Raw genomic sequence first — 21,929 nt, forward strand, 5'->3', positions numbered from 1 at the left:
GACCTACAGCGCCGCGTCGATTTTCCTGGCAGCGTCTTCACTGACCCACGCATGCCAGACCTCAGGATGTTCCTTGAGGAAGATTTTCGCCAGTTTTGGCGACTCGATACGTTCCTTGGCCATGCGGCCCAGATTCTGGTTCAACAGATCGATCGGCAGATTGACCTTTTCCAGCACGGCGACCAGTTCCGGGGCTTCGTCGTGGAAGGTTTTCGACAGGCCGACCTTGATGCTTACGGTCTTGTCGACGCCCGGTTTTTCTTCGAGCTTGACCAGATCCACCTGGCCCATCAGCGGGGTTGGCGACCAGTAGTAGAACAGGATCGGCTCGCCACGCTTGTAGCTCGACAGCACTGCCGCATCCAGCGCCGGGCCGGTGCCCGGGCGGAAATTGGTGTAACTGCTTTCCAGGCCATAGCTTTTCAACATTTCGCTGTTATCGAGTTCGCAGGTCCAGCCGGCCGGGCAGTTGTAGAAACGGCCCTTGGACGGCTCTTCGGCGTCCTTGAACACGGCGGCGTATTTGCCCAGATCCGCGATGTTTTTCAGGTCCGGGGCTTTCGGCTCAAGCTTGCGCTTGGCGTCGCCTTCGATCACGTAACGCGGCACGTACCAGCCTTCCACCGCGCCGACGACTGGAGCGCCGACACCGACGACCTTGCCGGCCTTCTCGGCCTTGTTCCAGACCTCGCTGCGGCCGACCCACTCTTCGGCGAACACTTGAATATCGTTGCTGCTCAGGGCGTTTTCCATGGTGATGGAGTTACCCGGCAGGCTGTCGGTCTTGCAGTCGTAACCTTTCTCCAGCACCACTTGCAGCACGTCGGTCAGCAGCATGCCGCTTTCCCAGTTCAGCCCGGCGAACTTCACCGGTTTTCCCGATTCGCACCAGCCGGCGGCTTGCGTCGCACCGGCACTGGCCAGCAGGCCCATGGACAGCAATGTGGTCAGCAGGGTCTTGTTCGATTTCATTGTTGTGACGCTCCTAATCATGAATTGGCTTACGGCAGTCAAGAGGCATCCAGCCCTGTCCACGTCCAAATCAGGCCTGCGCCGCAGCGCGACCGGCCCCGCTTGTTTTAGGTTGTACAACGCTGTTCTGCTCGACCGGCAGAATCAGTTGATCGGGTACCGCGCTGTGCCATTTTTTCGCGCACACGTAGTAGACGACGGCCGGCAGCACCAGACCGATGATCCAGGAAATATCCACGTCACCGAGGGCAGCCACCAGCGGGCCGGTGTAGAACTTGGTGGAGATGAACGGCAGCTGCACCAGCACACCGAACACATAGACGCTGATGCCGAGCAGGTTCCAGCGACCGTAACGTCCGTTCGGATCGGCCAGTGCCGGCACGTCATAACGCTCACGGGTGATGCAGTAGTAATCCACCAGGTTGATCGCGCTCCAGGGTGTGAAGAAGGCGAGCAGGAACAGGATGAAAGACTTGAACGCACCGAGGAACGAATGCTGGCCGAGCAGCGCGATCAGGGTCGCCGCACCGACGATCACCAGCACAAACACCAGACGCTGCATACGCGTAACGGTCAGGTGACCCTTGAAACCACTGATGATGGTCGCGATGCACATGAAGCTGCCGTAGGAGTTCAGCGTCGAGATGGTCACCTTGCCAAACGCGATGCTGAAATACAGCAGCGCAGCGGTGGCACCGGTGCCGCCCAGGCCGACGATGTAGGCAACTTCGTGACCGGCGAACTGGCCGTTGGCCGAAGCCGCGGCGAACACACCGAGGATCATCGCCACTTGCGCACCGACCACCGAGCCGGCACCGGCGGCGAAGAAGGTTTTCACCGCCGAGGTGTTGCTCGGCAAGTAACGGGAATAGTCAGCCACGTAAGGGCCGAACGCGATCTGCCAGGAGGCCGCGAGCGACACCGCGAGGAGGAAGCTGCTCCAGCTGAAATGACGGATTTGCAGGAGTGCACCGACATCGGTCTGGCTCATCAGCCGCCAGAACAGGAACACGAAAGCGATCACGCCAATCACGCTGGCGACACGGCCGATCCAGTGGATCACCCGATAACCGAGCACCGTGACTACCACGATTACGCTAGCGAAAATCAGGATTCCAACGCTGTCGCTCACATTAAACAGTTGGCCCAACGCCTGGCCGGAAAGCACGGTCCCCGTTGCGGTGAAACCCAGGTACATCAGGCACACCAAAACGATCGGGATCGCCGCGCCATAAACGCCGAACTGCACACGGCTGGAGATCATCTGCGGCAGGCCGAGTTTCGGCCCTTGCGCGGCGTGCAGCGCCATCACGCCACCGCCGAGCAGTTGACCGATCAACAGACCGATCAACGACCAGAACACATCACCACCGAGCACCACGGCCAACGCCCCGGTGACAATCGCCGTGATTTGCAGGTTGGCACCCATCCACAGGGTGAACTGGCTAAACAGACGACCGTGTCTTTCCGCTTCCGGGATGTAGTCGATCGAACGCCTTTCGATCAACGGTTTGTTGCCTGCACGATCGGTGTTGACAGCCATGATTCAACCTCTGTGGATTGTTCCGGGTTTTGTTCTTTTTGGCTTTTGCTTTTGTAGGAGTGAGCCTGCTCGCGATTGCGGTGTGTCAGTCAGCAAATTTGCTGACTGTGCCGGCCTCATCGCGAGCAGGCTCACTCCTACAGGGGAAAGCATTACTTTCCGGTAATCATCGGCAGGTTCAGCCCCTGTTCCTTGGCGCAGTCGATGGCGATCTGGTAACCGGCATCGGCGTGACGCATGACTCCGGTAGCCGGGTCGTTGTGCAGCACGCGCGCAATGCGCTCGGCCGCTTCGTCAGTACCATCGCAAACAATCACCATGCCCGAGTGCTGCGAGAAGCCCATGCCGACGCCGCCGCCGTGGTGCAGGGAAACCCAGGTCGCGCCGCTCGCGGTGTTTAGCAGCGCGTTGAGCAGTGGCCAGTCGGACACGGCGTCGGAACCGTCCTGCATCGATTCGGTTTCACGGTTCGGGCTGGCGACCGAGCCGGAGTCGAGGTGATCACGACCGATCACGATCGGCGCCGACAGCTCGCCGCTGCGGACCATTTCGTTGAAGGCCAGGCCGAGCTTGGCGCGCAGGCCCAGGCCGACCCAGCAGATACGTGCCGGCAGACCCTGGAAGCTGATGCGCTCGCGGGCCATGTCCAGCCAGTTGTGCAGGTGCGCGTCGTCCGGGATCAGCTCTTTGACCTTGGCGTCGGTTTTGTAGATGTCTTGCGGATCACCCGACAATGCAGCCCAACGGAACGGGCCGATGCCACGGCAGAACAGTGGACGGATGTAAGCCGGTACGAAACCCGGGAAATCGAAGGCGTTTTCGACGCCTTCTTCCTGGGCCATCTGACGGATGTTGTTGCCGTAGTCGAAGGTCGGAATGCCTTGCTTCTGGAATTCCAGCATGGCTTTGACGTGCACGGCCATCGACTGCTTGGCGGCTTTGATCACAGCGGCCGGTTCGGTCTTGGCGCGAGCGCGGTACTCGTCCCAGGTCCAGCCCGCAGGCAGGTAACCGTTGAGCGGGTCATGGGCGCTGGTCTGGTCTGTGACCATGTCCGGGCGTACGCCACGCTTGACCAGTTCCGGGAGGATTTCTGCGGCGTTACCCAGCAGGGCGATAGAGATCGCTTTGCCTTCCTTGGTGTATTTATCGATGCGCGCCAGCGCGTCGTCGAGGTCTTTGGCTTGCTCGTCGACATAACGGCTTTTCAGACGGAAATCGATGCTCACTTGTTGGCATTCGATGTTCAGCGAGCATGCGCCGGCCAGGGTTGCCGCCAGCGGTTGTGCGCCGCCCATGCCACCCAACCCGGCGGTCAACACCCACTTGCCGGTGAGATTATCGTTGTAGTGCTGGCGACCGGCCTCAACGAAGGTTTCGTAGGTGCCTTGGACGATGCCCTGGCTGCCGATGTAGATCCAGCTGCCGGCGGTCATCTGGCCGTACATGGCCAGGCCTTTGGCGTCCAGTTCGTTGAAGTGCTCCCAGCTCGCCCAGTGCGGGACGAGGTTGGAGTTGGCGATCAGTACACGTGGGGCATTGCTGTGCGTCTTGAACACGCCGACCGGCTTGCCGGATTGCACCAGCAGGGTCTCGTCGTCGTTCAGATTGGTCAGGCTTTCGACGATCTTGTCGTAGCACTCCCAGTTACGCGCAGCGCGACCGATACCCCCGTAAACCACCAGTTCTTTCGGGTTCTCGGCGACTTCCGGGTCGAGGTTGTTCATCAGCATGCGCAGCGGCGCTTCGGTCAGCCAGCTCTTGGCGGTCAGCTTGTTGCCGCGGGCAGCGCGGATCTCAACGTTGCGAAACTTTGTAGGCTTATTGTCAGTCACGAAAAAGACTCCTCAGCGATCAATTCAAACCAACCCTGGCAGTGGGCAAGCAGCCTGTGCGCTTCGCTGCGCGACAAGCGAATCAGTGGACGCTGCGGAGAGTCTCGAGCGACTCATACGCATACGTCTTTACTTGTACATACAAGCATATGCAATCAAGCGGCCAACTTGTTGGAGGGTCGTTCAAGAAAAATTGCGGACAGGGCTGGAGGGCGCCTGAATCAAGGGTTCGGGCGTGGATGAAATTTTTCGTAGAGATGATTCAGGGTGACGGGACTTTGTTACGTGAGCGTGGTTTTGCGCCACGCTGGGGCGTTCGGTAACAAAGTGGTGCGTGGGTTGGGAACACCTAAAAGCAAAAGATCGCAGCCTTCGGCAGCGCCTACAGTGGGATTGATATACACCCTGTAGGCGCTGCCGAAGGCTGCGATCTTTTGAGATTATTGAATCAGCGCGCAGTCAGCTCGATCACGCAGCAAGCGGCATTGGTGGAGACTTCGACCAGACCGCTGTTGCCGTCCAGTTGCAGACAATCATGTCGCCCCAGCTGTGAAACACTGTCACCGATCCGGACTTCCAGCAACTCGCTGACACTGAACACCAACACCGTCCCCGCCGAGCTGAAGAACCGCTGCTCACCATCCAGCCACTGCAAGCGCGCGCTGTAACGCTGCGGCGCGTAGATCAGATTGAAGTCGCGAATCGCGCTACCAAGCAGCGTGCACGAAACCTGGCTTTCACCACTGAAGGCGAACGGGTCGAGCGGTAACAGCGCGCGCGTATCGTCGCCATCGACGCACAGGGTCATGCCATCACCCTGCAACACGGTGATTACCCGCTGGTAACCGGCGAAGGTCGAAAAACCGCCCGACTCGGCGATGTCGGCAATCGACAGGCGCCAGCCGAAACCGTCCAGACCGGCACCCGCATCACGAGTGATTTCCTCAGTGCTGCCACCGCCATTTTTCCACGGCATGCGCGGGTAACCTTCAGCGCGTAAAACCTTAAGTGCACTCATTTATGAAACCGCCCTTCCAGACGATGACGAGAACCTGGGTGAATCAAACGTGCAGCGGTCACCGGCTGACGCCCAGACCACGTGCGGCGACGAATCAGCAAGCAAGGCTCACCCTTTTCAATCTGCAGCAACTTGCACTCGGAAGATTCGGCGAGGATCGCTTCAACCACGTGCTCGCCCTCGGTCAGCGGCGCCACCTGATTGAGATAGGCGTAAGGCGTTTGCAGAGTGAAATCCTGCTTGAGGTATTCCGGTGCGACCAGTGCGTTGACGAAACGGTCTTCGATTTGCACCGGGATATCGTTTTCGTAATGCACGATCAGCGAGTGGAACACCTTCTGCCCTTCACGCATGTCCAGCGCCAAGGCGCGTTCGGAACCGGCGGCCTCTTCTTCGAGGGTGATGACCTGGCAGGTGTGGCGATGACCACGGGAAGCGATTTCGTCGGCGATGTTATGCACTTCGAACAGCGCGGACTGGCTCTTCGGTTCGGCGACGAACGTGCCGACGCCTTGCATGCGCACCAACAAGCCGTCAGCAGTCATCTCGCGCAGGGCGCGGTTGATGGTCATGCGGCTGAAGCCGAGTTGATTGACCAGCTCGCTTTCGGACGGCACGCGGTAGTGCGGCGGCCAGTTTCCGCTGTCGATCTGCTGGGTGATCATCTGTTTGACGCGGGCGTACAAGGGCGCCGGACTGTCGCCCATGTTCGCGGCCAACGGGGAGACTGGAGGCGGAGTCGGCACGGTTGATCCCTGTTCATTGGATGAAAGTGGCTAGCTTGCCGGAGTTTACCGGGCAGGCAAACGTCTGTATATGTATATACAAATAACACACGATGGGGTGCTGAACCATGTCCGCCTTCTTTGCCGAACGCGCGCTGCTGCCTAACGGATGGGCCAACAATGTACGTCTTGAGGTCAGCGCCGAGGGCGTGCTGACCCGAATCCAGGCCGATTCCACTGCAGATGGCGCCGAACGGCTGAGCGGTCCGTTGCTGCCGGGCATGCCGAACTTGCACTCCCACGCCTTCCAGCGGGCGATGGCGGGTCTGGCCGAAGTGGCCGGCAACCCGAACGACAGCTTCTGGACCTGGCGCGATCTGATGTACCGGCTCGTCGGAAAAATCAGCCCCGATCAACTCGGCGTGATTGCCCGTCAGCTGTACATCGAAATGCTCAAGGCCGGTTACACCTCGGTCGCCGAATTTCATTACGTGCATCACGACAGCAATGGTCAGCCGTATGCCGATCCGGCTGAACTGGCGCTGCGCATCAGCCAGGCCGCGAGTGAAAGCGGCATCGGCCTGACCCTGCTGCCAGTGCTCTACAGCCACTCCGGTTTTGGCGGCCAGACGCCCAACGATGGCCAGCGTCGCTTTATCAACAGCACCGAAAACTACCTGAATCTGCAATCCCGCTTGCAGCCAATGTTGGCGCAGCAAGAGGCGCAATCACTGGGCCTGTGCTTCCACTCGTTGCGTGCGGTGACGCCGCAGCAGATCAGCGAAGTATTGGCGGCCAGCGACAAGCAATGCCCGATTCACATTCACATCGCCGAACAGCAAAAAGAAGTCGATGACTGCCTGAGCTGGAGCGGTCGGCGTCCGCTGCAATGGCTGTACGAAAATACCGAGGTCGATCAGCGCTGGTGTCTGGTGCACGCCACCCACGCCAACCCGGAAGAAGTCACGCTGATGGCCAAGAGTCGCGCCATTGCCGGGCTGTGCCTGACCACTGAAGCGAATCTGGGTGACGGAATTTTTCCGGCGGTGGATTTCCTCGCTCAGGGTGGGCGCATGGGCATCGGTTCCGACAGCCATGTGTCGCTCAGCGTGGTGGAGGAATTGCGTTGGCTGGAATACGGCCAGCGTCTGCGCGATCAGCGACGTAACCGTTTGTATGGCGCAGATCAGCCGATGGTCGGGCGCACGCTGTATGACGCGGCGCTGGATGGCGGTGCGCAGGCGCTGGGGCAGCCGATCGGGGCGCTGGAAGTTGGCAAACGTGCGGACTGGATTGTGCTCGATGGCAACGATCCGTATCTGGCGACGGCCAATGGCGACGGGATTTTGAATCGCTGGTTGTTTGCCGGCGGCGATCGTCAGGTGCGCGATGTGCTGGTCAATGGTCAGTGGGTGGTGCGCGATGGCCGGCATGCCGGGGAAGAAGCCAGTGCGCGAGCGTTCACCCAAGTCCTGCGCGACCTCCTGGGCGACGCATAACCAAATGTAGGAGTGAGCCTGCTCGCGATAGCAGTGTGTCAGTCACTTATTTGTGCTCTGACACAACGCTATCGCGAGCAGGCTCACTCCTACATTGGTTTTGTGCTGTTCTTTAGTTCGAGGTCTTGGCCATCTGCCGATCCGACGCGCGCCAGATCAGTCGCGTGGTGTCATAGCCCTGCTGACGCGCCTTGCTCAGCAGCTCTTCACGCACCACACCGTTGACGGTCGGTGTCCGCGACAGCAGCCACATGTACTTGCGACTCGGGTCGCCGACGATGGCGGTCTTGTAGTCATCGCTGACGTACAGCACCCAATACTCGCCTTTCGCTACACCCGGAATCAGGCGCGAAAACCAGGTATCGAATTCCACCCAAAGTTTGTCAGTCTTGCCCGGCACCTGTGGATAAGCTGTGCCCTTGGCCTCTTCCCACTGCCAGTCCGGGGTCAGGCAGCGATTGAGCACCGCGACATTGCCGTCAGGCTTGAGGGTGTAATGGGCTTCGGATTGCGCGCAATGGCGCTGGAAGTACATCGGCAAGCGCGCCAACTCGTACCAGGTACCTTGATAGCGCTTGAGATTGACGCTGTTGACGGTTTTCGGCGCCAACGGGTCGACGCCGGAACTGGCGCAGCCGGCCAGTACCAGGCCGGCGAAAAGGATCAGCAATAACCGCTTCATTTTTCTTCTCCGTGGGCGCGAAGCCCCGGTTTACTTCAGGCCTTGGCCGGAAAACATCAGCACTTTGTCACCGGCGTACTGCACGCTGATAAAGCTGTTCTTGTCGCCCCAAGTGCAACTGGACATACCGAGCGCGCCCGAGCAATCAGTCGGTTTGCCCAGCAGGGTCTCGACTTCGGCCTTGGCCATCCCGGCCGAGAGCTTCGAATAGTTTTCCTGATTGACCTTGCTGCATGCGGCCAGCAGCACGCAAAACGTCAGAAGGGCGATAGATCGCAGCGACATGGTGTAACTCCTGGAACGAGGGGGGGATGGCATGGTGCCAACCAGAAGCTTAGAAGAGAAAACCCTCATCTGGTTCCGTGGGGGAATGGCTATTTATTAGCCCGCCCGTCTGGCATTTGCCGATAAATCAGACACTTTGTAGGGCTATTGAGCATTTCGTCGCCTTTCGCCAAAGACGCCTAATCTTTGGCGCGCCGCGGTCGAAATAAGAGCAGCGCAAAGCCCCCGAGTGTGGCAAATTGCCGCCCTTTCTTGACCAGCCCCTTCGCGGTAGTTCATTCGATGACCAGAAACATGAAATTCAGCCACAAGATCTTGTTGGCTGCCGCCCTCGTGGTGGCCGTTGCGTTCGCCTGTTTCATTTTCTTCAACGACTATCGACAGCGCGAAGCCTTGAGCAGCAGCACCGAAGCCTCGATGCAGGAGCTGGGCAGCCTGACCACCAGTAACATCCAGACCTGGCTGGAAAGCCGCATTCAGTTGCTGCAATCGTTGTCGCAGCAAGTGGCCGTCGACGGTAACGCCCCGGCGAGCCTGAAACGCATCATCGACCTGCCCGCCTACACCGGCAATTTTCAGCTCAGCTATTTCGGCGGTGCTGACGGCGTGATGTTCTCGGTGCCGGCCGGCAATCGCGCGCCGGATTACGATCCACGCGCACGCGGCTGGTACAAAGCGGCGAACAGCGCGCAACAGACCATCGTCACTGAACCGTACATCGCCGCATCCTCGGGCAAACTGGTAATCACCGTCGCCACGCCGGTACAGCGCCAAGGGCAAATGCTCGGCGTCGCCGGTGCCGACATCGACCTGACCAGTGTCAGCGCGATCATCAACTCGCTTAACTTCGGCGGCCACGGCCACGCGTTCATCGTCAGCAGCGAGGGCAAGATCCTGATCCACCCGGACAGCAAACTGGTGCTCAAGACCCTCGCCGAGGCCTACCCGAATGGCGCGCCGAAAGTCAGCGCCGGCCTGAAAGAAGTCGAGTTCAACGGCAAGACTCAGTTGATCTCCTTCACCCACATCAACGGCGTGCCGTCGGCCGACTGGTACGTGGCGCTGGTACTCGATAAAGACACCGCGTTCGCAATGCTCAGCGAGTTCCGCACCTCGGCGCTGATCGCCATGGTCATTGCCGTGGTGATCATCATCGCCCTGCTCGGCATGCTCATCCGTGTGTTGATGCAGCCGCTGCTGACCATGGGCCGCGCCATGCACGACATCGCCGAAGGTGAAGGCGACCTGACCAAACGTCTGGTGATTCACGGCAACGACGAGTTCGGCGCACTGGGCACCTCGTTCAACCGCTTCGTCGAGCGCATTCACACCTCGATCCGTGAAGTGTCTTCGGCCACCGGCCAGGTCAACGAAGTCGCCCTGCGCGTGGTCGCAGCGTCGAACTCGTCGATGTACAACTCCGACCAGCAAGCCACTCGCACTAATAGCGTCGCTGCCGCGATTAACCAGCTGGGCGCCGCCGCGCAGGAAATCGCCCAGAACGCCGCCCTCGCCTCGCAGCACTCCAGCGATGCCCGCAGCCTCGCGGTCGACGGTCAGCAGGTTGTGGATAAAACCATCCAGGCCATGCAACAGCTGTCGGCGAAGATCAGCGATTCCTGCGGCAACATCGAAACCCTGAACAGCAACACGGTGAACATCGGCCAGATTCTCGAAGTGATCACCAGTATTTCCCAGCAGACCAACCTGCTCGCGCTCAACGCCGCGATCGAAGCGGCGCGGGCCGGTGAAGCCGGTCGTGGTTTTGCCGTGGTCGCCGATGAAGTGCGTAATCTGGCGCACCGCACTCAGGATTCGGCGCAGCAAGTACAGAAGATGATCGAAGAGCTGCAGGTCGGCGCGCGGCAGGCAGTCAGCATCATGACCGAGAGCCAGCGCGAGAGCGAAAGCAGCGTCGGCATCGCCAACCAGGCCGGCGAGCGACTGGGCAGCGTGACTCAGCGTATCGGCGAGATCGACGGGATGAACCAGTCGGTAGCAACGGCGACTGAAGAGCAGACGGCGGTGGTCGAGTCGATCAATGTCGATATCAACGAGATCAACACGCTGAATCAGGAAGGTGTGGAGAACTTGCAGGCGACGTTGCGGGCGTGCTCGGATCTGGAGCAGCAGGCGGCGCGGTTGAAGCAATTGGTGGGTAGTTTCCGCATTTAAGCGGCGCTGCTTTTGGCGCCTTCGCGAGCAAGCTCGGCCCTACAATGGTTCTGTATGGTTCACAGATATCCAGCGGGAGCGGACTTGCCCGCGATGGCGGCATCAGAGACGAAAGAATTTGGAATTGAAACACGCTCGTCTACTCGAACTGACACTGGACTGAATTAAGACTAAACTCAGTCCCATTCAATTTAGCGGGGCTCAACCATGAAGCTTTCATCGCAAATCAAACCCATCAGTTACCTGAAAAGTCACACGGCCGAAATCGTCAAATCAATCACAGAAAGCCGCGAGCCGCTGGTAATCACTCAAAACGGTGAAGCCAAGCTAGTGGTGATGGATGTGAAAAGCTTTGAAGAGCAAGAAGGCACGATGGCCTTGTTGAAACTGTTGGCGATGGGTAATCGGGAGATTGAGGAAGGCAAGTTCAGTGATGCTGAAGATGTTTTTGCCGAAATGGACAAGGCCGATCATCAATGAGTTTAAAGGTGGTTATTCTCCAGTCCGCACAAACAGATCTCAAAGAACTTCGCTCCTACCTCGTCAGACAGTTTTCATTCCAAATTTGGCAAAGCACTTATGCCGATCTCAAGACTGCGATTCTCGGCCTCGCAGATCTGCCTTATTCAGGATCAATCCCCGAAGAAATCGAGAAACTCAATCTCGGCCAATACCGCCAGATTGTTTTGGGAAGGAACCGGATTATTTATGAGGTGCGAGAAAAAACGGTTTTCATCCATATCATTGTCGATACGCGAAAAAGCCTACCGGCACTGTTGATGAAACGGCTTCTACGAGGCAATCCTTGATTTAGAACCGTGATCCAGGCTGATCGAGAAACACCAACTCCTCAGCCGTAGACTCCCGCCCCAACACCGCATTGCGATGCGGAAACCGGCCAAACCGCGCAATCACCTTTTGATGCCGCTCGGCATAATCCAGATTGTCGGCAAACACCGCCCGCTCACCTTCCGGCTGTTCAGCCACCAGATCGATAAACCGGGAAACCGCCTCGTTCTGCACCGCAAGATTCTCGCAGTGCTCAAACACCAGATAAATGAATACACGCTGAATCGGTTTCAACTGCCGATCAAAGTCCGCGGCAATGCCTTGGGCAACGAGTTTCTGCGCGCGCAGATCACCGGAAAACGCTTTGGGAGTGTCGCGAAAGATCATTCGCGGCAATTGATCAAGCAACAGCACCAGCGCCAGCCAACCTTCGGGACGTTGCGTCCACTCGGTCAATTCGCCAGCCAGGGCCTGATCGACAAAGACCCCGAAACGCTCACGCGCTTCGAGGTCTTGGCTGTCTCGCTTACCGAACCACAACTTGCCCTTGTCAGCCGCTATCTCGTCGGGGGATTCGGCATGTCCGAACCACCAATCGAGCAACGGCTGCCAGGGCGCGGTCATGGTTTATTCCTTGTGGTAAGCCGTAGCGCGTGCGACTTCTTCTTTCGAACCGAGGAACACCGCTACGCGCTGGTGCAGGCCTTCCGGCTGAATGTCGAGAATGCGCTGGTGACCGTCGGTGGACGCGCCGCCCGCTTGTTCCACCAGGAACGACATCGGGTTGGCTTCGTACATCAGACGCAGTTTGCCTGGCTTGGAAGGCTCACGGCTGTCGCGCGGGTACATGAACAGACCGCCACGGGTCAGGATGCGGTGTACGTCGGCAACCATCGCCGCGACCCAACGCATGTTGTAGTTCTTTTTCAGCGGACCTTCTTCACCGGCCAGCAACTCGCCCACGTAGCGTTGTACCGGGGCTTCCCAGTGACGCTGGTTGGACATGTTGATCGCAAATTCCTGGGTCGATTCAGGAATGGTGATGTCTTCGTGGGTCAGCACGAAGCTGCCCATTTCGCGGTCGAGGGTGAAGCCTTTGACGCCGTCGCCCAGGGTCAGTACCAGCATGGTCTGCGGGCCGTAGATCGCGTAACCGGCGGCAACTTGCTGAGTGCCTGGCTGCAGGAACGCTTTTTCGTTTAGCGGCTCATTCTGGCTCAGGTATTCGTTCGGGCAACGCAGTACCGAAAAGATGGTACCGACCGGGGCGTTAATGTCGATGTTCGACGAACCGTCCAGTGGGTCGAATACCAGCAGGTACGCGCCTTTCGGGTATTTGCCCGGGATCTGGTAGGCATTGTCCATTTCTTCGGACGCCATGCCGGCCAGGTGACCGCCCCATTCGTTGGCTTCGAGCAGGATCTCATTGGAGATCACGTCGAGTTTCTTCTGCACTTCGCCTTGGACGTTTTCAGTGCCCATGCTGCCCAGAACACCACCCAGGGCGCCTTTGGACACGGCGTGGCTGATTTCTTTGCAAGCACGCGCGACCACTTCGATCAGGAAACGCAGATCGGCAGGAGTGTTATTGCTGCGGGTCTGCTCAATCAAATAGCGACTCAGGGTAACGCGGGACATGGACGGCTCCGGTGGAATGGGGGGCTAAAAACCCGCGCAGTTTACAGGGAGTCTGAAACCGTAGCGAGCGAAGACGCCCGGTAACGTGCGTTGGGGTGTATTTGCCTGTATGAGACGTGATTGTCAGTGGAGAGTTCAGGTAGCGGGTTTAGCGTAGACCGGTTCGGGACGGGTGGTGCAGGTGATCGAGACAGTTTTTGGATTTTTGTCGTTTGGGAAAACGCTATCGCGAGCAGGCTCACTCCTACAGTTGACAGTATTCCAACTGAAGAAATGCGATCCCCTGTAGGAGTGAGCCTGCTCGCGATCGGGTGCGCAGCACCCGCCCTTTCAGGATTTAGCGGGAGGCTTACGCAACAAGCTGAACGCCATCGCCCCGAGAAAAACCACACTGAGCAACAATACCGCCCACAACCCGATCTTCTTCCAATTGGTCTCGGCCACCGCCGCCGTCGTCGCCGTAGAAGTCTGCGTAACAACCGCCTCACCCTGAACCACAGCCTTACCCAACGCCGCCAGTTTCTCCGGTTTGAAATCCGGAATCAGCGTCGCCAACGGTAGATTCGCCGTTTTCACCATTGGATTACCCACTGCCAGACTGTAAGGCCCCTCCCCGCGCGCAAGGAAAATCACCTGAGTTGCCCGCACCGCATATTTAAGACTCGGCGCCTGCTCACCTAACCCTCCGCCGCGCTCATCCACGCTCAGCTTCAACTGCTGCACAGTCTGCCCATAAAGCTGCAATTCATTCTGTTGCACGTCCTGACCATTCTGGGTCAGGCGATAGAGCAGACCGCTGCTCAATTCCTGCCACGGCAAGCTGCTTTCACGTCGGCCCGACAATGTAACCGGCGCCAGACTGTTCGGTTGTTTGATTTCGACCTGCACCCGCTCGACATTCAGCCCCATCGGAAGCTGCCAGGTATATTCCCCGGCCTTGGCGCTGCTGCCGGCCAATGCCTGCGACCAGACCAACGGCAGCGGAACGTTGCGCGGATCACTGCTTTTCAATTGGGCCGCCGTCAGGATCGGCGCCGAATTCGGCGACTCCCACAACAGCCGCACATAACGCGCCGACTGCCCCGGCAACGTCACCTCATGCTGCTCGATGCGCTCATCGGAAAAGGTCAGTCGTGCCACCTGCCCTTCGCCCCACGCTTGCCAGTGTTGCAGGTCGTCGCTGGCTTCGATGCTGAAGCGCTGAAAGCCGTCGCGCTCGCTGGTCCAGTCGAGGATCAACTGCTGCAACGGCGCCTTGATCGCGCTGGCATCGAGCAGCCAGCCGCGCAGCACTTCTTCACCCGCCTCCAACTGGCTGGACGGTTGTACTTCGACCAGCGTGCCGTTGGTGGTCGATTGCACGCGCACGTTCGGCGCGCGTTCGCTGGCGTCGGCGGCGTTGTACAGCGGGAACCACTTCACCTCGTGCAACTGGCCGTCGTCGCGGGTCTGCGCCGATTCACGAGCCAGAGCATAGGCCTGTGGTTCGCCAGCGGCGTTGAACACGCGCAAGTCGCTGAGATCGGTCTGGCGCGCCTGCAATTGCACGCTCAACGGCAATTCGAGGCGATACCACGGGCCGTTGCCGCTCACCGCCAGCGGCACTTGCGTGGCGAAGTCCGCCGGTTTTTCCTGAGCACCGGCCACCATCACCACGCCCAACGCCAACCAACCCAGATTCAGCATGCGACTCAAGATGCAACTCCTTCGGTGTCCGGGGCCGGTTTGTCCGCCGCCGGCTCAGTTTCGACGCGTTTGGGTGGCAGCGGCGCGAAATAGCCAACCACCAGCAGCAACACACCCACGCCGATAAACGAGACGATCCGGGCGAGGCCGCCACGGTTGCTCAGTTCGACAAAAATCAGTTTGGCCACCACCAGCGCAATCAGCGCCGCGCCGATGAGCCAGACCTCGCGGCGATGGCGCAGGTGGCCGCCGATCATCAGCCCCAGCGCCATCAGCGTCCAGACGATGGACAATCCGGCCTGCACCAGCATTGAGGCGAGCAACGTATCCAGCTCGAACGGGATGCCGGCCCAATGGTGCGCCGCGCGGGTGACCAACGCGGTGCAGAAGGCGAACAGCGAAACCCCGGCGACCATTTGCGTCGCGTAATCGGCGTAGTCCTGGCGAATCGACAGCTGCGAAACTGCACTGCGCGACCAGACATAGACGCCGAACAAAGCAAACAACAGACCCAGCTCTAATGGATTGAGCAGCGGCACGTAAGGAAGTGGCTCGGCATTACCATCGCTGATGCCATTTGCCAGCCAGAACCACGCCAGCATCAAAACCGCCAACGGTGCGGCGGCATACAAGCGGTATTCGCGAGGGAATGCCGCCACCGGCCACGGCCAGGTGCGCGGTGCCGCCGCCAGCAACAGATAGACGCTCGGCAGAATCGCCCAGCCGAGCCAGCGCCAGGCGTTGTATTGCTCGGACAACAGCAGCAGGCCGTAACGCAATTCCAGCGCCAGCACGCCAATCAGCAACCAACAGCCGAGCACATGCGCGGTGCTCAAGGCTCGTGCCGGCAGCATCGGTGCCAAGCGGCGCAGGCTGAAGAAATGCACGGCGAACACCGCCGCCCACGCCAGCCAGCCGAAATCCGCAGCCGGGTGATAACGCGAGTGCCACGCGGCGATCAGGACAAGTCCGGCAGCCGGAATCAGCAAAGTGCAGAGCAAGCCCAGCGCCGGCCATTTCAAACGTAGCGACAACACAGTCCACAACGCCACGCTGACGGCGGCGACCAACAGCAATAACGTGCCTTGCAGAGTCGGCGATGCAAAGCGCAGCACCTCGCTGACCCACGCCAACGCCCACCAGCCGGCGCCCCACACCAGCAATACTTCGGACAAGCGCTGCAAACTCAACGCATCGAATGCTGAGGCATGATTACCCAGTTGCAGACGCCACGCACCGATCATCGCCGCCAGCCCCAGCACCAGCGGCGTCCAGAATCCGCCATGGGCCAAAGGCTTCAGACCTTCGCTGGACAGCGGCCCAAGCAACTCGGGGCCGGCCAGCAAAAACGCCGCGCCACCGATCAACTGCAACAGCAGACCAAAGACAAAACTTACACGCTGCCTGAGGTACAGGCTCAGCCAGATAATCAGCAAACCACTCGCGGCCCACACCGCACTCGCGGTCTGCCACGGCAGTACGAACAGCACCGCCAGATTGATCAGCACCAGACCGGCCAGCAATACCACCGACAGACCGCGCAACAGGCGTACATCGCTGCGCACCATTTCATCGCGAGCGGCCACCAGCATGCCGGCGATCAACGCCAGACCGATCAGCGAAGCACTGAGCAAGCCGCTCCAACCGGCGCTGAACACAGCGGCGGAATCTTCCCCTGCACCTTGCAGACGCAGCAGAAACAACGCGCCACCGAGCAACTGCACGGCAAACGCAGAGAACAGGAACGTACGCGACTGAATCCGCAAACCGATAAACAGAGTCGCCAACCCGGCCAGCGCCCAACTGATCGCCGTGCCCTGCACGAAGAAAAACAGCGGCGCCAGCAGGTAGAGGAAAGTCAGGCCAAGAGCTGCCAGCACTGGCAGGCCCTGGCGTTCCCACGGCGACGCCTGTTCCAGCGCAGCCTTGCGCAGTTGATAGAAACTGAACAGCAACGCGATGCCGAGCATCAACGCGCCCAGCGGAGCACCGTCGAGCAGACTGCTCTCGCCAACCCGCAACTGGCTGAGGAACGCCAGCGCGGAACCGAGTTGTAGCAGCAAGGCAAACGCCCGGGCAAACGGTCGATGCTGACGCAACCCCAGCCAGAAAATCCCCGCACCTTCCACCGCCCACGCCGCCGACGTCCAGCGCGCATCCAGCCCCAACGGAATCGCCAGACTGGCAAAAATCACCCCAAGCGCCAGACAGGTTTCACCCAGCAGTACCGCACGACCGCCCATCAATACCTTGGCCAGCGCCATATAGATCATGCCCAACGCCAGCGCACTGAACGCCGCGGCAAACTCCAGATGCTGTACCAGCGCAAACTGCAAACCAAAGCCAATGATCGGCGGGCCGAATAGCATCGTCCCATCGACGTAATCGCCCTTTCGCGCCGACCAGTGCAGCAAAGCCTCGCGATCGTCCTCCGCCGGCGCATCTGGCATATCGAGCAATTTGCGCCGAGCGAACAACAGACCGATGGCGAGGTACATCAGGAAAAACAGAATCAGAAACGGCTCGGTGCTCCACAACAGCTCCGGCGCATACGAACGCAGGCCCCAGGCGAAGCCGATACCGAAGGTGCCGACGAAGCCGATCAGGTTGAGCAGACGCCAGGCCTTGAACCAGGCGATGGCGAGAATGCCGGCGTTGAGCAGCGCGAAATAGCTGAACAGCGCGACGTGGTTGCCGGCGCCGGTCGAGGTCAGGATCGGCGCGGCAAAACCGCCCAATGCCGCTGCAGCCGCCAGCCCTAAAGCATCCTGAGTGATGGCGAGGATCGCCGAGAAAACGGTGACCGCCACCAGCAGGCCGAGCGCGGCCGATGGATCAAGCAACGGGTGCAGACGCATCGCCGCAAACACCGTCAGGTACAGCACCGCGATCCCGGTGCCTTGCAGCATCAACGCGTAATTGCTGTTGCGCCGGCGTAGCCACCAGCCCAGCGCGAGCAAGCCCAACGCGGCCGCCGCGACACCGGCGTAACGCAACTCGATAGGCACGACCATGCCTTCGGTGGCATAGCGCAGCAGGAACGCCAGACCGAAGAACAACAAGACCACGCCAACGCGCAGCACGGTGTTGCCGCCGAACAGCCAGTTACGCGCAGCACTGATGCCGCGTTCGATCAGGTTCGGGCCACGGGGTTCGGCGGGTTTTGGTGGTTCGGGCGTAACGGCGTCGAGGCGCCAGACATCGGCGGGCAGTGGTTGAGGGGTTTCTCTGGCGACGGCGGAAATTGGTTCGAGTTCGGGCGGCAGTTCCCAGACCAGTTCGGGAGCCGGGGCTTCTTCGGCGGCTTTGACCGGTTCTACGACGGGCTCGGTAACCGGCGGCGTACTCGCTGGCGACGCGGCACGAACCGGTGCCCCTTCGAGCAGAAACAGGCGCTGTTCGACGCCCTGCAAAGCGACCTTCGCCTGCTCAAGTTGACGTTGCTGCTCCATCGCCTGCGAGCCAAGCCGCGCAATGCGAATCGTCTGCCCGATTGCCAGCCCCAGCAACGCGCCCAACAGCGCATCACTGAACGACTCGTCGAGCAGCCAGCCGAGCACCAGCCCGATCAACATGAACATCCATTGCATGGTCGATATCCCTAAGCAGCCCCAAGACAGGGCGAGTCCGGCGATTGCTTCAGTCTAGGCACAAACCCAGTGGGAGCGAGCCTGCTCGCGAAAGCGGTTTGTCAGCCAACATTTCTGTTTAACATGACAACCGCTTCGCGAGCAGGCTCGCTCCCACATTGGACTGGTGGTGACTGGCGCTGCCGGTAACCGGCGCTCAGTATATCGATCCGGCCCAACAAACGTTGGGCCTTGCGCACATTTGTTGTGGAAAGTTACTCCAACGCTTTCCAGATATCCGTGGCGTACTCGCGAATCGTCCGGTCCGAGGAGAACCAGCCCATCCGCGCCGTGTTCAGCACCGCCGAACGCCACCAGTTGTTGCTGTCGTGCCAATGCTCTTCAACGCGTTTCTGCGCTTCCCAATAGGAGTCGAAGTCGGCGCAGACCAGGAAGCGGTCGTAATCCACCAGCGAATCGATCAGCCCGGTGTAGCGCGAAGTGTCATCCGGCGAGAACACCCCGCTGCGAATCGCTTGCAGCACATCGTTCAAACGATGCGACGCGGCAATGTCCGGCAACGCGCTGAACTCGTGATTCTGTTTGCGCGCTTCGACCTGCTGCGCGCTGAGGCCGAAAATGAACATGTGCTCAGCACCAATGCGTTCGCACATTTCCACGTTGGCGCCGTCCAGCGTGCCGATGGTCAGTGCGCCGTTGAGGCCGAACTTCATGTTACTGGTGCCCGACGCTTCGAAGCCGGCAGTGGAAATCTGCTCGGACAAGTCCGCCGCCGGAATGATGCTTTCCGCCAGGCTGACATTGTAGTTAGGCAAAAACACCACTTTCAGCAAGCCGCGCACCGTCGGATCGTTGTTCACCACCCGCGCGATGTCGTTGGTCAGTTTGATGATCAGTTTGGCCTGGTGATAACTCGCCGCAGCCTTGCCGGCGAAGATTTTCACCCGGGGCACCCAGTCGACTTCCGGCTCGGCGCGAATCGCCTGATACAGCGCCACGGTGTGCATCAGGTTGAGCAACTGGCGTTTGTATTCGTGGATCCGTTTAACCTGCACATCAAACATCGCCGCCGGATTGACCGCGATGCCCAACCGTTCGTGAATCAGATAGGCCAGGGCTTTTTTGCTGTGCAGGCGTTGCTCGGCGAAAGCTTTGCGGAACGCGGTTTTTTCGGCGAACGGCTCAAGATCGAGCAGGCGCTCTTCAGGGTTATCCAATAGATCCGGGCCGAGCGCATCGACCAGCATCGAAGTCAGTTCGGAGTTGGCCTGGTACAACCAGCGGCGGAAGGTAATGCCGTTGGTTTTGTTGTTGATCCGCTCCGGGTAGAGCTTGTGCAGTTCGGCGAACACGGTTTTGCGCATCAGTTGCGTGTGCAATCCGGACACGCCGTTGACGCTGTGCGAACCGAGGAAAGCGAGGTTGCCCATGCGCACCCGGCGACCGTTGTCTTCTTCGATCAGCGACACCGCGCGCAGCACGTCGAAATCGTGAATGCCTTTGGCCCGCAGCGAATCGATGTGCTGGGCGTTGATCAGGTAAATGATCTGCATGTGTCGCGGCAGCATGCGTTCCATCAGGCCCACCGGCCAGGTTTCCAGCGCTTCTGGCAGCAGCGTGTGGTTGGTGTACGACAGCGTGTCGACGGTGACTTGCCATGCCGCATCCCACGCCACGTCGTAGACGTCGACCAGTTGGCGCATCAGTTCGGCTACGGCAATCGAGGGATGGGTGTCGTTGAGCTGGATCGCCGCGTGATCGCCCAAGGTCAATACCGAGGTGTGCATATTGCGGTGACGACGCAGCAGATCTTGCAGCGACGCAGCGACAAAGAAATATTCCTGGCGCAGGCGCAGTTCTTGCCCTGCTTCGGTGCTGTCCGCCGGGTAAAGCACGCGGGAGATGCTTTCGGCACGGGCTACTTCGGCGACGGCGCCCAAGTGGTCACCGGCGTTGAAGCGTTCCAGGTGCAGATCTTCCATGGCGCGGGCACGCCACAGGCGCAAAGTGTTAACGCTCGCCCCGCGCCAGCCGACCACCGGCGTGTCGTAAGCAATGGCGCGAACGGTTTCTGCTGGCGACCAGACTTGCTTGGATTTACCAGAGACATCGGTGACGGTTTCGACGCTGCCACCAAAGCCGATGGTGTAGACGACCTCTGGCCGTTCAAACTCCCACGGGTTGCCGAAATCCAGCCAATGCTCGGTCTGCTCCTGCTGCCAGCCATCGACAATCGCCTGGCGGAACAAGCCGTGTTCATAACGAATGCCATAACCGTGGCCGGCAATGCCGAGGGTCGACATACTTTCCATGAAGCACGCCGCCAGACGACCGAGGCCGCCGTTGCCGAGGGCCGCATCGGGCTCCAGCAAGCGGATGCGTTCCAGATCGACACCGAGCTCAGTCAACGCTTCACGGGCGACGTCGAGCAGACCCAGATTGCTCAGGCTGTCATAGAGCAGGCGGCCGATAAGAAATTCCAGCGAGAGGTAATACACCCGTTTCTGACCTTTGCGGTAGATCTGCCGGGTGTGGTCCATCCAGTGTTCGACCATGTGATCACGCGCCGCCAACGCAATGGCTTCGAACCAGTCATGGTCGAAGGCGTGATCGGGGTCTTTGCCCACCGCGTAGGTGAGTTTGGTCAGGACGGCGTCGCGGAATGCGGCCACCTCTGCTTCGCGAACTAGTGGTTCTTGAGTCATCAATAGGACCTCGAGCGAGCGGGAATTGTCTGAGCCTAGACGGTCTGACCGACGGTGAGGGCTCTGGTTCGGCAGTATTTCCTGAGACTGTGAGATAGCCCGGCATTACCTTGGCGAGTGAGCTAATGAATGCAGGGGCCGTGCCGAATTGTCCGGCAATGTGCCTGTATGCAGAAAAAATCTGGCGAAAGGTTGTTCAAAAATCCACCAGTCCCGGTATGATCGCGCGCCCTGATGCACACACGCCTGGTAACTCCCGATGATGAAGCCCAACCTGATTGCCGCCGCCGAGATCGACCGTCTCGATACGTGGGCAAAATACTCAGCCCCGATGTGCGGTTCCTGCGTGTCGAGCTGCTGCACGCTGCCGGTTGAGGTGAAGATCAAGGATCTGGTGCGCATCGGCGTGGTAGACGAGTTCGAACTGGGCGACCCGCCGAAGAACATCGCCAAGCGTCTGCAAAAGGAAGGCCTGGTTGAGCGTTTCAATCAGAAGTCCGGCATCTTCACCCTGCAGCGCATGAGCAACAACGATTGCTACTACCTGGATCGTAAGAGCCGCCTGTGCACCATTTATGACAAGCGCCCGGATACCTGCCGCAATCACCCGAAGATCGGCCCGCGGCCGGGGTATTGCGCGTACAAGCCGAAGGAAGTGGTGCGCGAGCAGAATTTCCGCGCGATCGAGAAGTTTTAAACGCTTACCCTCACCCCAGCCCTCTCCCAAAGGGAGAGGGGGCCGACCGAGGTGTCTTGCGCCATACATCGACCTGAAAAATATAGTCGA

The 21,929-nt window shown here is 59.7% G+C and carries 17 protein-coding genes and 1 pseudogene; 6 read left to right on the forward strand and 12 right to left on the reverse strand.

Annotated elements, in window-relative coordinates:
• Positions 1-3: 3 nt before the first annotated feature.
• The 5 genes from CKW17_RS17245 to hutC form a co-directional block, all read right to left on the reverse strand.
• On the reverse strand, positions 4-972 hold the full coding sequence (locus tag CKW17_RS17245) for an ABC transporter substrate-binding protein (protein ID WP_095120748.1): 969 nt from the start codon (positions 970-972) through the stop codon (positions 4-6).
• 70 nt (positions 973-1,042) lie between these two features.
• The gene (locus CKW17_RS17250) at positions 1,043-2,515 is read right to left on the reverse strand and encodes a cytosine permease (protein WP_095120749.1); all 1,473 of its coding nucleotides are present in this window, start codon (positions 2,513-2,515) and stop codon (positions 1,043-1,045) included.
• Positions 2,516-2,667: 152 nt separating this feature from the next.
• Positions 2,668-4,350, reverse strand: a complete 1,683-nt coding sequence (hutU, locus tag CKW17_RS17255) for a urocanate hydratase (protein WP_095047181.1) — start codon at positions 4,348-4,350, stop codon at positions 2,668-2,670.
• Between the two features lie 448 nt (positions 4,351-4,798).
• Positions 4,799-5,368: a HutD family protein gene (locus CKW17_RS17260; RefSeq protein WP_095120750.1), complete on the reverse strand. Its 570-nt coding sequence runs from the start codon at positions 5,366-5,368 to the stop codon at positions 4,799-4,801.
• On the reverse strand, positions 5,365-6,075 hold the full coding sequence (hutC, locus tag CKW17_RS17265; RefSeq protein ID WP_162130175.1) for a histidine utilization repressor: 711 nt from the start codon (positions 6,073-6,075) through the stop codon (positions 5,365-5,367). Before hutC ends, CKW17_RS17260 begins: the two co-directional genes overlap by 4 nt.
• Positions 6,076-6,221: 146 nt before the next feature.
• Between hutC and CKW17_RS17270 the strand changes: the two genes are divergently transcribed.
• On the forward strand, positions 6,222-7,592 hold the full coding sequence (locus tag CKW17_RS17270; RefSeq protein ID WP_095120751.1) for a formimidoylglutamate deiminase: 1,371 nt from the start codon (positions 6,222-6,224) through the stop codon (positions 7,590-7,592).
• A 112-nt stretch (positions 7,593-7,704) separates the two neighbouring features.
• Here the strand turns inward: CKW17_RS17270 and CKW17_RS17275 are convergent, their stop codons facing one another.
• Both CKW17_RS17275 and CKW17_RS17280 read right to left on the reverse strand, forming a co-directional pair.
• Positions 7,705-8,274, reverse strand: coding sequence for a lipocalin family protein (locus CKW17_RS17275; RefSeq protein WP_038359998.1), 570 nt, complete (start codon positions 8,272-8,274; stop codon positions 7,705-7,707).
• A gap of 30 nt (positions 8,275-8,304) precedes the next feature.
• Positions 8,305-8,559, reverse strand: coding sequence for a hypothetical protein (locus CKW17_RS17280; RefSeq protein ID WP_003220802.1), 255 nt, complete (start codon positions 8,557-8,559; stop codon positions 8,305-8,307).
• A 294-nt stretch (positions 8,560-8,853) separates the two neighbouring features.
• Here CKW17_RS17280 and CKW17_RS30785 point away from each other — a divergent pair.
• The 4 genes and pseudogenes from CKW17_RS30785 to CKW17_RS17295 all read left to right on the forward strand — a co-directional run.
• Positions 8,854-9,876 (forward strand): annotated as a pseudogene (locus CKW17_RS30785) (cache domain-containing protein); the annotation flags it as partial.
• A 93-nt stretch (positions 9,877-9,969) separates the two neighbouring features.
• Positions 9,970-10,734 carry a methyl-accepting chemotaxis protein gene (locus CKW17_RS30790; protein ID WP_371850962.1) on the forward strand — a complete coding sequence of 255 codons (765 nt, stop codon included), beginning with the start codon at positions 9,970-9,972 and terminating at the stop codon, positions 10,732-10,734.
• A 207-nt stretch (positions 10,735-10,941) separates the two neighbouring features.
• Positions 10,942-11,214, forward strand: coding sequence for a type II toxin-antitoxin system Phd/YefM family antitoxin (locus CKW17_RS17290; RefSeq protein ID WP_095120753.1), 273 nt, complete (start codon positions 10,942-10,944; stop codon positions 11,212-11,214).
• A complete protein-coding gene (locus tag CKW17_RS17295; protein ID WP_038359991.1) occupies positions 11,211-11,543 on the forward strand; it encodes a type II toxin-antitoxin system RelE/ParE family toxin in 333 nt (110 codons plus the stop codon). Before CKW17_RS17290 ends, CKW17_RS17295 begins: the two co-directional genes overlap by 4 nt.
• Before the next feature lies 1 nt (position 11,544).
• Here the strand turns inward: CKW17_RS17295 and CKW17_RS17300 are convergent, their stop codons facing one another.
• From CKW17_RS17300 to CKW17_RS17320, 5 genes are all read right to left on the reverse strand, one after another.
• Positions 11,545-12,147: a DUF924 family protein gene (locus tag CKW17_RS17300; RefSeq protein WP_095120754.1), complete on the reverse strand. Its 603-nt coding sequence runs from the start codon at positions 12,145-12,147 to the stop codon at positions 11,545-11,547.
• Positions 12,148-12,150: 3 nt separating this feature from the next.
• Positions 12,151-13,161, reverse strand: a complete 1,011-nt coding sequence (locus CKW17_RS17305) for a class 1 fructose-bisphosphatase (protein WP_007909265.1) — start codon at positions 13,159-13,161, stop codon at positions 12,151-12,153.
• A gap of 330 nt (positions 13,162-13,491) precedes the next feature.
• A complete protein-coding gene (locus CKW17_RS17310; protein WP_095120755.1) occupies positions 13,492-14,856 on the reverse strand; it encodes a DUF3999 domain-containing protein in 1,365 nt (454 codons plus the stop codon).
• Positions 14,853-18,437, reverse strand: a complete 3,585-nt coding sequence (locus CKW17_RS17315; RefSeq protein WP_095120756.1) for a DUF2339 domain-containing protein — start codon at positions 18,435-18,437, stop codon at positions 14,853-14,855. Before CKW17_RS17315 ends, CKW17_RS17310 begins: the two co-directional genes overlap by 4 nt.
• Before the next feature lie 254 nt (positions 18,438-18,691).
• Positions 18,692-21,142 (reverse strand): glycogen/starch/alpha-glucan phosphorylase, encoded by a 2,451-nt coding sequence (locus tag CKW17_RS17320; protein ID WP_038359984.1) that lies wholly within the window; start codon positions 21,140-21,142, stop codon positions 18,692-18,694.
• A gap of 259 nt (positions 21,143-21,401) precedes the next feature.
• On the opposite strand from CKW17_RS17320, the gene CKW17_RS17325 reads away from it, so the two are divergent.
• The gene (locus CKW17_RS17325) at positions 21,402-21,839 is read left to right on the forward strand and encodes a YkgJ family cysteine cluster protein (RefSeq protein ID WP_038359983.1); all 438 of its coding nucleotides are present in this window, start codon (positions 21,402-21,404) and stop codon (positions 21,837-21,839) included.
• The last annotated feature ends 90 nt before the right edge of the window (positions 21,840-21,929 follow it).

The sequence above is a fragment of the Pseudomonas sp. Irchel s3f10 genome (genome assembly GCF_900187515.1).
Classification (GTDB): domain Bacteria; phylum Pseudomonadota; class Gammaproteobacteria; order Pseudomonadales; family Pseudomonadaceae; genus Aquipseudomonas; species Aquipseudomonas tensinigenes.

What these genes read in the sequence shown, in the direction of transcription:
- CKW17_RS17245 (WP_095120748.1), bottom strand. Translation starts at nt 972, where the DNA reads ATGAAATCGAACAAGACCCTGCTGACCACATTGCTGTCCATGGGCCTG.
- CKW17_RS17250 (WP_095120749.1), bottom strand. Translation starts at nt 2,515, where the DNA reads ATGGCTGTCAACACCGATCGTGCAGGCAACAAACCGTTGATCGAAAGG.
- CKW17_RS17260 (WP_095120750.1), bottom strand. Translation starts at nt 5,368, where the DNA reads ATGAGTGCACTTAAGGTTTTACGCGCTGAAGGTTACCCGCGCATGCCG.
- hutC (WP_162130175.1), bottom strand. Translation starts at nt 6,075, where the DNA reads ATGGGCGACAGTCCGGCGCCCTTGTACGCCCGCGTCAAACAGATGATC.
- CKW17_RS17270 (WP_095120751.1), top strand. Translation starts at nt 6,222, where the DNA reads ATGTCCGCCTTCTTTGCCGAACGCGCGCTGCTGCCTAACGGATGGGCC.
- CKW17_RS17275 (WP_038359998.1), bottom strand. Translation starts at nt 8,274, where the DNA reads ATGAAGCGGTTATTGCTGATCCTTTTCGCCGGCCTGGTACTGGCCGGC.
- CKW17_RS17280 (WP_003220802.1), bottom strand. Translation starts at nt 8,559, where the DNA reads ATGTCGCTGCGATCTATCGCCCTTCTGACGTTTTGCGTGCTGCTGGCC.
- CKW17_RS30790 (WP_371850962.1), top strand. Translation starts at nt 9,970, where the DNA reads ATGTACAACTCCGACCAGCAAGCCACTCGCACTAATAGCGTCGCTGCC.
- CKW17_RS17290 (WP_095120753.1), top strand. Translation starts at nt 10,942, where the DNA reads ATGAAGCTTTCATCGCAAATCAAACCCATCAGTTACCTGAAAAGTCAC.
- CKW17_RS17295 (WP_038359991.1), top strand. Translation starts at nt 11,211, where the DNA reads ATGAGTTTAAAGGTGGTTATTCTCCAGTCCGCACAAACAGATCTCAAA.
- CKW17_RS17300 (WP_095120754.1), bottom strand. Translation starts at nt 12,147, where the DNA reads ATGACCGCGCCCTGGCAGCCGTTGCTCGATTGGTGGTTCGGACATGCC.
- CKW17_RS17305 (WP_007909265.1), bottom strand. Translation starts at nt 13,161, where the DNA reads ATGTCCCGCGTTACCCTGAGTCGCTATTTGATTGAGCAGACCCGCAGC.
- CKW17_RS17315 (WP_095120756.1), bottom strand. Translation starts at nt 18,437, where the DNA reads ATGCAATGGATGTTCATGTTGATCGGGCTGGTGCTCGGCTGGCTGCTC.
- CKW17_RS17320 (WP_038359984.1), bottom strand. Translation starts at nt 21,142, where the DNA reads ATGACTCAAGAACCACTAGTTCGCGAAGCAGAGGTGGCCGCATTCCGC.
- CKW17_RS17325 (WP_038359983.1), top strand. Translation starts at nt 21,402, where the DNA reads ATGATGAAGCCCAACCTGATTGCCGCCGCCGAGATCGACCGTCTCGAT.